The 13986-nt window shown below is 37.7% G+C and carries 11 protein-coding genes, 2 tRNA genes and 1 pseudogene; 1 reads left to right on the plus strand and 13 read right to left on the minus strand.

What is annotated here, in order from left to right; all coding sequences use genetic code 11:
* Window positions 1-2: 2 nt before the first annotated feature.
* The 10 genes from DB42_RS02170 to DB42_RS02215 form a co-directional block, all read right to left on the minus strand.
* Window positions 3-1076: a protein arginine kinase gene (locus DB42_RS02170; RefSeq protein ID WP_044881536.1), complete on the minus strand. Its 1074-nt coding sequence runs from the start codon at window positions 1074-1076 to the stop codon at window positions 3-5.
* On the minus strand, window positions 1063-1623 hold the full coding sequence (locus tag DB42_RS02175; RefSeq protein ID WP_044881537.1) for a UvrB/UvrC motif-containing protein: 561 nt from the start codon (window positions 1621-1623) through the stop codon (window positions 1063-1065). The genes DB42_RS02170 and DB42_RS02175 overlap by 14 nt, the downstream gene beginning before the upstream one ends.
* Window positions 1624-2193: 570 nt before the next feature.
* Window positions 2194-2266 (minus strand) — tRNA-Lys (locus tag DB42_RS02180).
* Between the two features lie 7 nt (window positions 2267-2273).
* Window positions 2274-2348: transfer RNA gene (locus DB42_RS02185), tRNA-Glu, on the minus strand.
* Window positions 2349-2393: 45 nt separating this feature from the next.
* Window positions 2394-2999, minus strand: a complete 606-nt coding sequence (gene frr, locus DB42_RS02190; protein WP_080502677.1) for a ribosome recycling factor — start codon at window positions 2997-2999, stop codon at window positions 2394-2396.
* A gap of 50 nt (window positions 3000-3049) precedes the next feature.
* Window positions 3050-3772: a UMP kinase gene (gene pyrH, locus DB42_RS02195; RefSeq protein ID WP_042239303.1), complete on the minus strand. Its 723-nt coding sequence runs from the start codon at window positions 3770-3772 to the stop codon at window positions 3050-3052.
* A gap of 273 nt (window positions 3773-4045) precedes the next feature.
* On the minus strand, window positions 4046-4519 hold the full coding sequence (locus DB42_RS02200) for a hypothetical protein (protein WP_044881538.1): 474 nt from the start codon (window positions 4517-4519) through the stop codon (window positions 4046-4048).
* 9 nt (window positions 4520-4528) lie between these two features.
* Complete coding sequence (locus tag DB42_RS02205; protein ID WP_044881539.1) at window positions 4529-5575, minus strand: M48 family metallopeptidase; 1047 nt, start codon at window positions 5573-5575, stop codon at window positions 4529-4531.
* Between the two features lie 239 nt (window positions 5576-5814).
* Window positions 5815-6744 (minus strand): DMT family transporter, encoded by a 930-nt coding sequence (locus tag DB42_RS02210; protein ID WP_044881540.1) that lies wholly within the window; start codon window positions 6742-6744, stop codon window positions 5815-5817.
* 132 nt (window positions 6745-6876) lie between these two features.
* Complete coding sequence (locus DB42_RS02215; RefSeq protein ID WP_044881541.1) at window positions 6877-10116, minus strand: DUF1347 family protein; 3240 nt, start codon at window positions 10114-10116, stop codon at window positions 6877-6879.
* A gap of 159 nt (window positions 10117-10275) precedes the next feature.
* On the opposite strand from DB42_RS02215, the gene DB42_RS02220 reads away from it, so the two are divergent.
* Window positions 10276-10971, plus strand: a complete 696-nt coding sequence (locus DB42_RS02220; RefSeq protein ID WP_039386475.1) for a response regulator — start codon at window positions 10276-10278, stop codon at window positions 10969-10971.
* Window positions 10972-11278: 307 nt separating this feature from the next.
* Here DB42_RS02220 and DB42_RS02225 read toward each other — a convergent pair whose 3' ends face one another.
* From DB42_RS02225 to metK, 3 genes and pseudogenes are all read right to left on the minus strand, one after another.
* Window positions 11279-12313, minus strand: a complete 1035-nt coding sequence (locus DB42_RS02225; protein ID WP_255359351.1) for an NFACT RNA binding domain-containing protein — start codon at window positions 12311-12313, stop codon at window positions 11279-11281.
* Window positions 12290-12580, minus strand: a pseudogene (locus DB42_RS11680) (NFACT family protein); the annotation flags it as partial. The pseudogene DB42_RS11680 and the gene DB42_RS02225, both read right to left, overlap by 24 nt.
* A 100-nt stretch (window positions 12581-12680) precedes the next feature.
* Entirely contained in the window at window positions 12681-13862 is a 1182-nt protein-coding gene (metK, locus tag DB42_RS02230) for a methionine adenosyltransferase (protein ID WP_044881543.1), read from the minus strand.
* Window positions 13863-13986 lie beyond the last annotated feature (124 nt).

Raw genomic sequence — 13986 nt, forward strand, 5'->3', positions numbered from 1 at the left:
TTTTAAACTCTTAGATGCGCTTGAAGGAGAGCTTTATGGATGAACTCTGCTCTTTTATGGACGATTTCTTCTTGAGGGAGATGTGTTTTCTCATGAAATTCTGCTAACAAATGGGATCTTCGACAATTAAAGAATAGTTGATTGATGGATTGGCGGGAGATACCTTCTACCCAGCCCATTTCAATTCCTAATTTAATGAGGCTGATAGCGTTGAGAGCTTCAATAGCATCAATTTGATAAGAATGGGTCAAAATACCAAAGGCACGACTGATTTTATCCTTAATATAAGGATCACTACTGGCTCGAATTTGATTTCTAGCAGTGTTTTCTTCGACAACCATTTTAGTGGCAAAGGCATTTAAATTAGAAATAATCGATTCCTCGGTAACGCCTAGGGTATAGTTATTTTGCACGACTAGCAAATCACCAATAATTTCTTTGGGAGAGCCTCGAAGGCCAAAGCAAGCAATGCTTTCCTCTTTATTTTTTTCTACTATTTCCTCCATTTTTCCCGTATGAACAAGAGCGGGAAGTTGAAGATAGATAGAAACAAGCAAAGCTGTTCCGCAGCTACCTATATCTGCAGTAAGAAAGCCATATTTAGCATTATAGGCAAAAGAAATGTTCTGGCCGATAGTGGTTTCAATTTTCAGAAGTTTATTCCAGGCTTTTTCTAGTTCGCCTTTACATTCGATAAGCTGCAAGTGGAGGTGATTGCGGATATTAAAAGAAGCTAAAAATTGTCCCGAAGCGTCAATGATGAAAGCTTCTCCTAAATGAGCCTGGATGAAATTATCATTAGACCAAAAATGTTCTCCTAGAAATTCTTTCTCAAAAGGTTCCATTTCTTCCGCCCGAATAAGAGTGGCTGTCTCGAGTAGATCTAAAGATAGAATTTCTTTGCTTAAAACTGAAACCACCTGCTTACGTCGCTCTGTACTAAGTTTGCCGGGGAAATTGAATTTCTCAAGATTTCGATGCAGATGAAGAATGGAAGCTAGCCAAATGTCATTATCATTGTTTTGCCAAAGCTTTTTCTGGTTAATAATAACATTAGATCTATCATTGTTGGCCATTACTTTTCTCCACATTTTCCTCTGTCAAAGCTCTAATTTGATCACGCAGCCATGCAGCCTGTTCATAATCTTCTCTCTTTATTGTCTCATTGAGGGCTTCGTTAAGCGCTAGTAGACGTAAAGAAGGGCTGATTTCTCTAACCTCACCGGGGCTGCGCCCTATATGAAGAGGAAAAACTTTTTTATTAGCTTTTACGCGAGGAGGAACTTTATCGAGAATGAGGAGTTCTTGTAAGATAATGTCATCAAAAACTTCGTAGCAATTGCTACATCCTAAAGAGGCTCCTACGCGTAATGCTTCTAAAGAGGTATTGCATTCTCCACAAGCCAAGCTTGTTTCCCCGACCATATGGCCCATTTCTTTTTCACTTGTTTGGCCATGGAGCTTACGTCGCAAGATAGGGCAGTCTGAGCACATGCTGGTTTGTGAGACAGTATTTCCGATGAGCTCCGTATACCAAATGGCCACAGGTTTTTTGCATTCTGTGCATTCAATGGGGCGTTCAGGAACTTGCTCTTCAAAAAATTCAAAGGCCTTTTTAACCATAATCGATCTTTTGATAGATGTTATATATTTACACCTACTATAGAAAATGTGAGCAAAAAAGTATAAATTTATTTTCGTAGGTAAAGTGTTTTTTTGCTTATTTGTTTCTGGCACCCATTAGAGGGCGTTTTTATCTATAGCCGACAGGATTCTAGTAGAGGCTTAAGCTTACCATTAGCTTGCAAAGAGCTTAAGGTTTTATCTCTTCATTTGTAAAAATTAATTTTTAGTGAGTTTTTAAATGCTAGGAGCATAAACCTATTCTAATATTCTCTACAGTTAGGTTTGATCCATTTATAGGAGGGAGGGGCGCTTAATAACAAAAGGTAGGCAGATGGGGACTTTAATTAGATGCGAGCTAAATATAAACCATGAAAAATGGAAAAGCAGATGCTTTGTAAGCTTAAGAGGCCTATTTAAAGGGTAAAGCATTTCTAAAGGCAAAAAAAAGATGGATCTGATTTACGGGTATTTGGCTTGATAAATGCTTAACTTAAATTAGCAAGATTAAAAAGTTAAAATTACCTTAAAGCTTGAGATGAAGTGTAACATAGACATTGCTTAAAAGCTTGAGACTTGATGGACTCGAACCATCGACCCTCTCATTAAAAGTGAGATGCTCTACCGACTGAGCTAAAGTCTCGTGCAATTGACCCCAAGGGGATTCGAACCCCTGTTATCGGAATGAAAATCCGGTGTCCTAGGCCAGGCTAGACGATGGGGCCTGACTAGCACCTTATAAGATTGAGAAATCTATAAGGTATTTTTCTTCAAGTTTCCTTAAAGAGGCCTAATGTTACAGGATTTTGACTTTTATAAGCAATAACTAAATGGTGATAATTTCTTTTCTTTTTTTCTGCTAGCTCGTCAGCTTCTTTGCAAAACTTATCGGTCAACTCTTGGACATTTTTCTCATTCTTTTTCAGCCCATCTTCAGTAAGCTCACCAGCTGTCTTCTGTTTTTTAGCAGCTTCATTAAATTCTCGGCGTATATTACGAATACTAATTTTTGCTTCTTCTTTCTTTTTATGGCATTGCTTGACCATCTCTTTGCGCATATTTTCATCCATAGGAGGAATCTTAATGCGGATAGAATTAGCATCCACGATAGGCATAAAGCCTAGATTAGCTTTTTCAATGGATTTGCCAATTGCATTTGTTGTAGAAGGATCAAAAGGAGTAATTAAAAGTGTACGTGCTTCAGGGGCCGTCACATTAGCAACTTCTTTGATACGCATGCTAGAGCCATAAATTTCTACAAAAATGCTATCTAACATACCCGCATTGGCACGATTGGTGCGTATAGATTTTAAATCATTTTTCAAATGTTCAATCGCCACTAACATTTTAGATTTTGCTTGTTCAAGAATATTCATTATACAACTCCATTTTTCCTATGTTCAGACTGTCTCTTCAAAGACTTTTCTTAACTAATTAATGTTCCATTTTCCGTTTTCGATAATATTTGTTTTAAAGATTCTTTTCCAAGAGCTTCCATGCTAAACACAAAAATAGGAAGCTGATTATTCATGCAAAGAGCGATGGAAGTTGTATCCATAACTTCTAGCTTTTCTGCAAGATATTGAGAGTAAGACAAAGTCATATATTTTTTTGCTTGAGGAAATTTTAAAGGGTCTTGAGTGTAGACACCTTTGACTTTGGTAGCCTTAAGCAAGACATCAGCTTGTATTTCGCAAGCACGTAGGGCAGCAGCGCTGTCCGTAGTGAAATAAGGATTACCGGTGCCACCTACGAAAAGGACGATATGGCCAGCAGCAAGGTAATCGTTAGTGCGGTTCCAGTTATAGCTTTCGGCCACTTTAGGGCATTCAAGGGCGCTTATTAGCTTAGTTGTACAGCCAATAGAGGTTAAGGCTTGCTGTAGGGCTATACCATTCATGAGGGTAGCTAACATGCCCATTTGATCTGCAGCAGAGCGAGGGATTTTTGAGTCTTTTAATTGAAGACCTCGAAAAAGATTTCCTCCTCCAATGACCAAAGCTAATTCAAAACCTTCTTGCTTTATATTTTTTAGCGCGCTAGCTAACTGCTGCGTAGTAGGAAAATGGATGCCAAAAGGTTGCTCACCTAAGAGGGTTTCTCCAGAAAGTTTTAACAAGATTCGCTTGGCGTTAGATAGATTTGTCATCACTCTTCTCATCCTACAAAAAAGGTATAGATTAAACAAAAAATACATTCTAGAAAACCTTAATTGCTACGTGTCTTTAAATAGGATTTAAGGTCAGCGCCATTAAAGCTGGCTTGCAACTTCCTGAGCAATGAATTGAAAATTTACTTCAAGGGATTTTAGGCAACTTAAGGCGCGACTTTCAATCTGGGTTTAAAAGTAGGTGAGGAATGAAAAGGATAAAAAATTTAAAATATATTTAAGAAACAATTGAGGATTTACTTTTATAAGAAATTAAGATTGCTGCGAAGAATTAGAAGAGTAGCTCTCATAGATTTTGATATGCATAATTTTCCAATCGCCTTCTTGATTAGCCAGATCAAATTCAATGTAAAATTTTTGATTAGCTGGCGAGCCTTTTAACAAGATTTGGTAAGTAGCTTGATCTTTGGCTACATTAGTAAAGGAAACATTATTTCTGGTGAGTTGAATAGTTAAAACTTTTCCATAAAGGTCTTGGGTGAAAAGTCGAAAATAGTTGAAAGAAGAGGCTTTTTGAAACTCTTTACTTGTACTTAGAAAATAAGCGTCATTAATATTTCTTTGTTGAATGCGTTCAAGAAAGATTTGTATAGCCTGGACTACAGCTAATTCCTCCTGCTCCGTGGGAGGCTGTAAAGATAAACGTTTTTCAAAAAAATCTATAACAGACTCTTCGGCAGCTAATGATAAAGATAGAGTGGTAAATAAAATAAATAAGTATTTCAATGCATGCCCTTAAGAAAAAGGTTTAAATAAGCCATAATTTTCCATTAGGCTTTCTGCCTTTTTATAATGCGTACGTTTTAATTCTTCATACACACGTAGTCCCTGCGCATTGAACCCTTGTTGGAAGTAAAGGAGACCCAGTTTATAAAAAGTTTCTCGATCACCAGGGTTTAATTTTAAGATGGTTTCATATTCTTTAATTTCTTCTTTAGGCATTTGTAAATCCCGATAGCTATAAGCTAATTGCGCATGAACCCAAGGGTCGTTGGGCGCATAATCATTAAGGACCTTAAATTCTTCAATAGCTCGTTCTGCAATTGCACGGAATTTTTCTTCCATCTGAAAGGAATAGCGCTCTACAGGCATCCAACGTTCTTCATCATAGCCCTCTAACTTACGTGGATCTACGTAAAGCCCGGAAAGCATAACATAAGCATTGGCAAGCGAGGCATGGACTTCCAAGCTGGTCGGCTCGCACTTGACAAGCTTGATATTTTCTTCTACGGAAGTTAACAAGAGAAGTTCTTTAAAGCGATGGACATCTTGCCAATGCCACCAGCAGCTAAATTTTTCTATAAAAGAATGTAAAGATTTTAGCCATTGAGGGAAGGCGTAGAAATTATACTCTTTGCCGTGAAGGTTATTAGCCAATTTGCAACATGCATTGGCTAAAGCAATATGATGCTCTGGGCAGCCTTCTTGATAATTCAAAAGGCTTTTGCAAGCAGCCAAATAACGTTGAATGATCTCTTTATGCTGCTCAGGCTTCTTAGTCTGGTAATAAACTTTCAAAATGAAATAAGAAAAAAAAGTAAGAAATACTCCAGCTAAACACATAGCCAGTAAAGCGGATTGTGTCAATAAGCTAAAAAAGGTAACCATTAAGATACATTCAATCCCACCTAATATCAAAAAAATTAAGTGTAAGATCACATAAGATCGCATCATCCCCTCAAACTGAGGAATAATAGAAGCAATGATAGGGTTGATGTGGTCGTTATAAAAGAAGGTATTAGCTTGAAAGTAAGTTTCTCCTTCAATGCGGGAGGATGACATGGTAACACTCTTGATAAAGCTTCAGGAAGACCTTTTATAAGGTTTGCCCTAAATTTAAACAAGGTTTTTTATGTTTGCACCCCGTTTTTGTTAGCTGTGAGAGCCTTAATTCTATAATTCATTAGGTAATTTTAAGGAAATGATGAGCCACGCGATGGATAGCTTATGAAAGATGGGTAGTTTATGAAAAAAGTAATCAGCTAGAGGAAGGCAGTATAAACCCGGGAGATGCTTTTTCTTTAGCCGGTCGTTTGGTGATCTACCCTAACGCTAGACTTTTTTAATTCTTCTTGATAGAAAAGACTTAAGCCTAGCAAATTAAGGGCCGAAGAGATGAAAAAAGCTAAGCCTAGTTCTTCTCCTAAGAGAGCCCAGCCGAATAGAGCAGAAAACATTGAAGTGGAAAAGCCTGCAAAAGACATAAAAGTAGCAGAAAAACGCTTCATCAGCCAGCCATAAAGATTATAGCAGATAAGATTTGAAACAAGTAACAACCAAGCCGCACAAATAAAGAAGGGGACAAGGTTATTGAGATTAACAGGTACTGGCTTCCAATCTTCTACTAACATCGAGTGAAAAAGGGTAATGATCCCACCTATCAGCATGCTCATTCCATTGGCAAATAAAGGCGAGTAAAGATTTTCATTAACGAGCTGACGTAAAAGAATCCATCCATAAACACTTGTTGTAGCTGCAATGATTACAGCTAACTCTGCCCAAGAAAACATAAAGAAATGGCCCGCTTTTTGCTCTGCAGATGTTTCACTGAGTAACATGGGAAGTATGCCTACAAATCCAATCATTAATCCTATCCATTTTTTTATCGACATTTTTTCCGTGAAAATAAAATAGGAAAATAAAGCAGAAATAAAGGGAGAAAGGCTATAGATAAAACATGTTTTAAAAGAGGTTAAATATTTAAGACCCCAAAATTCGAGTACATTGGTAATATAAATATTAAAGAAAGCCAGGCGTAAGATACGGCCAAAGCTGTGCCAGTTCATGGAGATGCGGGCGCCCTTGCGGTAAAATTCATAGGCTAAAAGAAGTATACCTGCTACTAGCATGCGTGATCCAATCAGAAAAAAAGGCTGGGCATATTCTAGAGCGACTTTGCCGACTGTGAAAACGCTAGCAAAAAGGGCAAAAAGTACAAATACAAAAAACATCAATAGATCTCTTTTAAATTATTTATAGGATATAGCAAAAAGCAAAAAGATTCAATTAAGAAGGAGCAAAAGCTTGGCGGGCACATTAATTTCCATGTTTAAATTTTTTTTGGGGGGATCGGTATAATTAATTTATGCCTTCTCACTCCATTCTGTGGCGTGTAGGTTAAAACTTAAATGCGCTAATTTGAGTAAATAAAGAGGGTGAAGGGGGTGGAGCTTTAATGCTTTACTCCAGGCTTGAATGGCATCGCTGAAATGATTTTGCTCTTCCTCTATACAAGCCAGCCACCTCCATGCTTCTTCATCGTGAGGAGCAATTTGTAAAACTTGCCTCAAATGATAAAGAGCAGAGCCAAAATCTTTCTCAGTTTTATTAATTATCGCTAATTGCTTATAGGCTTCCACATAGTAAGGATTTAAATCAATTGCTTTTGAGAAAGCTTGTTTGGCACTTCGATTAAGTTTTAAATGAGTTAAAACTTGACCTTGAAGATACCAAGCCTCTGGAAGGTAAGAGTGCTTTTCATTAATTTTCTTAAGAATTTCGTGTGCTAATAGAAGTTTCTCCGATCTATCATCGCAGCTATCCGCGGAATAATTGAAACAAAAAACAAGCTCTTTAGCTGAAAGCAGCTGAAGGGAGATACTTTGAGGGTATAACTGTAGCTGATGTTCTAATAGCTGTTGTCTTTTATTGAGAGATTTATTTTCCTTAAGGTCTATGTCAAAATTCTGAGGAAGTGAAGATAAAGCAAGGTGATCTATTTCAAATTGCCTAAAATGCATAGAGGCAAGATCAGGTCTTCCTAGGAGGGTAAGTGCTTGGCCATATAATCGATGAACACTCAGATCTTGCCGACAATTTAAAGCAAATAGCTCTTTAAAACAAGAAACGCTATCAGGATATAGACCAATTTCAAAATAAATTTGACCTAAAAGCAATAAAGCTTTTTCTCGTGGCGAGCCCTGAGCGTTTTGTAAGGCTTCATGTAGATCTTTAATAGATTCAGGGTAATTTTTTAATGTATAAGCAAGCTGGGCCCTTTCTAAAAGAAGATCAGGAAGGGGATTTTTAACTTCACGAAAATAACTTAAGGCTTGGGCTAAATCTTTTTTGACATAAAGAAAATAGCGGGCAGCAAAATCGTAGGCATTAAAACTATACAAATGCTTTTTAAGGATATTATAAGCCGTAGAGCCCCTTTCTTCAAGAAAATCAAAGGAACTGTGCTTTAAAAAGGTAGCAAATAGCTCTTCGGCTTGCTCTCTTTGATCCTGGGCAAGATAAGATTGGATAATCATTCCTTGAACGGCAGGAATTTGTTGCCTAGAAGGAGTCAGCTGAGAATACAAGTTAATCACTTGCGGCCAATCTTGTTTTTGAAAGGCGGCAATATAAAATCCTAGGAGGACTTCATCATGGAATCCATCATTCTTAGCTCTTTGAATTTGCGTCAGCCAGCTAATGCTTGGTTCGGGCTGAGATACTAGTAAATAGCCTAAACCTAGACGCAGCTTATTATCATCAGATAAAGGCTGATGATCGGAGAGAAATCTCAGAAAAGAGGCGCTTTCCTTCTCTCCCGTAATGAGCATAGAAATGGCCAGAGGCTCTAAGATAGAAAAATCTAGACTGTTTAAATGCTTAGCATGTTCGACCACCTCAAAATATTTCCCTTCTTGATAAGCAGCCAAAGCGGCTATACGGCGAGCTGCTTGATTGCAAGGAGTAACTTTAAGCACTCCTAAAGCTTTATCGGCAGCTAAGGTAAACTGCTTTTTTTTGTACAAGTATTGTGCATCTGCTATTTGATTAGCGATTTCTGCTGCCTCCAGAACGGGCAGAGAATTAAAATTAAATTGTTGTACAGCTTGTTGAATAAAGGCAAACTGGTGAATATTATCTTGAAGAACTGCCTGCCGATATATTTTAATGACTGCACGTTCAATATCTTGCTGGAACTCTTTTAGCTCTTCTTCGAAGGGTAAGGAGGTGGCTAATTTTATAAGATCGATGGCTTTTTGAGGTTCATTTTTAAGCGACCAAAGACATTCGGCTTTTTGCAATAGCTGCCGAGCTAAAGTATAGCGCTGGAAAGCCCTTTTTTCTAAAGCCTGCCATAGGCCAAGATAGGAGTAAATTTCTTTAAAAATTTCAGAATCATCCTCAAGCAATCCTAAGATTTTAGATGTTAAAGCATTGATGAGTGTTGGCAGGCATGAGGAATCAGAAGAGAGAAGCTTTTGGCTGAGAATCCAACCCTCTTTCCAGTAATGAAGGCGGCCCTTTATTATCGCTTCTTGCATAGAGGCTGTTAATTGTGAGGCCAATAGCTGATTAAAATTGCCTTCATGCAAATGGTCTGCTATTCCTTGGATAAAGTGTGAAGCTTCCTCAATATTTCCTGTAAGGGTCATCTCAGTAAATCTTTGAGCAAATCGCTTACTTATTTCCTCTAATTGAGTAGAAGCCTGCATTCTTTCTAACGTCTGAAGATAAAGCGGTAAGTTTATAAATGTGGAGCCTTCAATTTCTTGCAAAAGCTGTTCTTTAAAGGAATGAGCAAGGGAGCTTTTTTCTTGAATGTAATAAACATTCTCTTCGGGCAGCAATTGGAGATAGTCAGCAGCTTTTTGAAAAGCAAAAGGGCGTGCAGGTGGGAGCAATGTCTCGGCTTCTTTCCTGTAGCTTAAGGCTAATAGAAGGTTAGCATCATGCTTGGTAGCCGCTGGAGAGGTAAAAAGCATTTCTTTCAAAGCTTGGCGGGCTTCCTCCAATTGGCCTAGCTCAATTTGAGCGTATAAACAATTAAGCCTCACTTTATCTTCTGGAAGATGATGTTGAAAACTTGCTTCCATCCATTTAGATAGCCAGGGTCTAGATTGGCTAGCTTGCCAATGGGTAAGGGCTTGAGGATAATCTTTAAGCAGATAAAAATAGTTGCCTTTAAAGAAAAGGAACCAAGGATGATCAGCATTAGTATACAAAAGGCATTGATCAAGCGCTTGGTGTAAGGTTTCTGGATCTTTTTGTAAAAAAGCATTCAAGGCTAAATTTAATGATAATTCGAAAGCGGTGTTGCTTCTTTTATTAGCCGGATGCTGCAGAGCCTCTAAAAAATAAGGTTGTGATTTTTCTGCTCCTAATTTCTCACGAGTTATATACCCTTCATATAAATAAAAATCTGCTAATGAAATAGGATGATCGCCATGTAAGAGATGGCGGCGTGCTTCATCGTATTGTTGGCTAGCAAAATACTCATAAGTTTGGTCAAGAGTGCTTCTTGAATCAAAAGCAAACCCTATAAAGAGAGCAATAAACAGCAAGCTAAAACAAAACGAAAGAGTAAAAATTTTAAAATAGGACATTAGAGTCAACCTTAAAAATCTTCTATACTAAACTTTGTAAAAAATTTTTTAATGAAAGAAAAAACCATTAAAAAAAGTATTTTAAAATTTGGTGAAATAAAAATCCAGCCTATGTTAAAATAAATTATAAAAAGAATTTACCTTGAGATAAGGCGTATCATGCAAAAATCAAAAATTGTCCTGCTTGAAGATGAGGAAGATATAGCTGCATTGATTAAATTACAAGCAGATATTTCTGGATATAAATTGCATACAGAAACTGATGGTCTGAATGGATTAAGGGCCATTGAAAAAGAAAAACCGGATTTAGTTATTTTGGATATTATGCTTCCTGGCTTAAGTGGTCTAGATGTTTGCCGAAAAATGAAAACTCATCCCGAATTAAAAGATATCCCTGTCATTATGATTTCTGCAAAAAGTGAGGAATTAGATGTAGTGTTAGGGCTGGAATTAGGGGCCGATGATTATGTTGCAAAGCCTTTTTCCCCTAAAGTTTTATTTTCACGCGTTCGAGCTGTACTACGACGTGGCAAAGATCTCCCTGAAAAAGCTTTAAAAACTATTGCATTTGGTAATTTTACGATGGAAGTAGAGCGTTATCTAGTAAGAAAAAACGATAAATCTATATCTTTGACCCTGTCAGAGTTTGGGATTTTAAAGCGCTTGGTAACAAATATGGGTAAGGTTTTAACACGTAACCAATTGCTTGACGATATTCAAAATAGTGACGCTTTTGTGGTGGATAGAAATATTGATGTGCACATTGCTTCTCTTCGTAAAAAATTAGGCCCCAACTTTCAGTGGATTGAGACGGTCCGTGGAGTGGGCTATCGTTTCTTAGAAGAGGAAGAATAATAAATAGGAATGCTTTTCTATAGGCCAAGTAAAAAAATCACCTCATCATCGAACTCCCAAACAGGATTAATTTCGAGCTAGCTTCTTATAACCCTGTTCTTTTTTTAAGCTTAATTTTTTATAATGGTCCTCATTAATACATAGGCTCGTAAGAATATAAATATACGCTTTAAAAGTGCTCCTTCTATGTTTTGAGAAGGAAATTACCTTTTCAACAGCTTCCTCGCTAGTTACAGGCCTAGTGTTTATTACATGATTGGATAAGAAGCTTGACCAGAACTTCTATTATTTACTCAACCTTAAACCCTTAACTAAGATTGGTAAGCTTATTTTCTTTAAGCTTTTTCAGTCGCTCCAAATCTATTTTAGCATAAGCGATACGTTGAAGAGAGAGCTGAACTTTTCCTGGAAGATTTTTTTTATAACGCGAGACATATTTACATTGAGTGATGCAAACTTCTCCTTCTTGGCGCTCTTTAGCTTTGCTGTAGAAAAGAGCTGCATGAATGGCATCTAGTAGAGATTCTTCATCGGGTTTAAGATGCTTACCCAGATGTAAAATGACATGTGATCCAGGGACATCTCTAGCATGTAGCCAATAATCTGAGCCATGGGCATAACTAAAGGTTAATTTATCGTTAGCATGGGCGTTCTTACCCACCCATATCTTTAACCCTGCTTGAGTAACAAATTCGTGATAAGGTAAAGATAAAGTCTTCTTGGCTAGTTTGTTCTTTATTATTTTTTTAGATAGCCCTTCATGTATCTGGCAAAAACTTTCAAGCTCTTGCTTGGTTTCTATCTGTTGCACCTGTTCTAGCATTAAAGATAACTTTTCTACGGCTTGATGGGCCTGCTTTAACTGAGCGGAGAGGGGATCAATTGCTTTCTTTAATTTTTTACTTTTTTGAAAGCGCTTAGAGACTTCTTCTGAGGGCGGCAAGGTAGGATCTAAGTTTAAAATGATTTCTCCATTATCTTTCAACCAATCATTGACACTGACCTGCCTTAAACCCTTAGTTATCTTATATAGATTGGCTTGAAGAAGGGAAGCTTCATGGTGTGCTTGTTCCCAAAGAAGGGCTTTCTCTAGCTCTTCAGAAAATTTAGCTTCGGCTTTCTGGGCTTTATTTAATTTATTTTTTAGCTCGGCAACTAGCGTATTTCTTTTTTTAAGAAATTCAGCTTCTAACTCTTTATGTTTGTAGATAGCTTCAACTGAAGCACTAGTAGTATCTTCAGGAGAGCCGAGTGATAGAAGAGGAGGCAGAGTTTTAGGAGGAATATAAGAAGTATGGATAGTAGGATGTAAAGAAACTAAGATACTACATTGGCTATCCACAAGATAGCAATTGGGTTTTTTAGGAATAAGCTCGCTGATAAGAGTTTGGGTGAACTCGCCTTTTTTAAAAACCATCCGTAAAATTCTATCTTCATTGACAAGTTCACAGCTTTTTAAATACCACCCCCGTAGGTACTGAGTCAGCTTTTTAGAAAAAAATGAAGAAGTATCTTGGCCAGAGTATTGGGTAAGATGAAAACGTAAAAAGGCTTCTTGCAAACAAATTAATAAAGGGGGAGCCTCTTTGAAATGAAGGACAATCTTTTGGGAATGTGGAGCTGTGCAATAATCAAAAAAGCGCTTCTTTTAAAGAAGAGTTAATTTCTTTAAGAAGTTTTTTCATTTGCTCGATTGTTAATGACATACTCTATCCTGCTGCAAAGGATTCCATTTTTACGCATTCTAACAAGGAAATAATCTTATCTGTTTTTTCCCAAGTAAAGTTTTCTTCATGGCGCCCAAAATGCCCACCAAAAGCGGTAGAACGATAAATAGGCCTTTTTAAATTAAGCATTTGAATGATACCTTTAGGTGTTAAATCAAACACTAAAGGGACAGCCCTGCTGAGAATATTTTCGCTTACTGAACCTGTACCAAAGGTATCAATTTTAATAGAAATGGGATGAGCAACACCAATGGCATAGGCAATCTGCACTTCACAGCGCCGGGCTAATTTGGCCGCCACGATGTTTTTTGCCACATAACGCGCTGCATAGGAAGCGGAACGGTCTACCTTAGAAGGGTCCTTACCTGAAAAAGCCCCACCTCCGTGATGGCCCATTCCTCCATAAGTATCTACAATAATCTTTCTTCCGGTAAGCCCACAGTCTCCCGCAGGGCCTCCAATAACAAAACGGCCAGTAGGATTAATGTAGAAAAGAGTATGATCTGTAATAAAGCCTTTAGGGGCTATCCTATGCACAAGTGCTTTCATATCATGGACGATTGTTTCTCTTTTAACTTCTTCTGCATGCTGTACGGAGATAACGACGGTATGAAGACGAATGGGTTGATGTTTTTCATTATATTCGATTGTAATTTGCGTTTTAGCATCGGGTCTTAGATAAGGAAGTTGTTTGTTTTGCTGAATGCAATGAAGTTCTCGAACAATTTGATGGGCTAGCGTGATAGGCAGAGGCATTAACTCGGGTGTTTCTTCACAAGCATACCCAAACATTAAGCCTTGATCGCCTGCACCTTGTTCTTTATAAAGGCCTTCTCTTTCATTGACGCCTTGTGCGATGTCTAAAGATTGCTTATGAATGGAAGTTAGCACGCCACATGAGCGATAATCAAAGCCCTCTTGTGCTTGATCGTATCCTATATATTTGAGGGTGTTACGTACGATTTCTTGATAATCCACTTGCGCTTTGGTCGTAATTTCTCCTGCGACAACGACAAGACCCAAAGTTACCATTGTTTCACAGGCCACTCTAGAGTCTTCATCTTGTTCAAGGCAAGCGTCTAATATAGCATCAGAGATTTGATCAGCCACTTTATCAGGATGACCAATTCCTACTGATTCGGAAGTAAATACGGAATGTTTCATGCTTATCCCTTTCCCTTAAAGTTAACAAACGATAGCATGGCTCCTGCTATAGTTTAAATCAAAAGATTAACTACTTAAGAAAGACAAGTAAACTCCAAAATTTAACAAATTCTTTTGTTTTCCA

Source organism: Neochlamydia sp. EPS4, from assembly GCF_000813665.1.
In the GTDB taxonomy this organism is placed as follows: Bacteria; Chlamydiota; Chlamydiia; order Chlamydiales; family Parachlamydiaceae; genus Neochlamydia.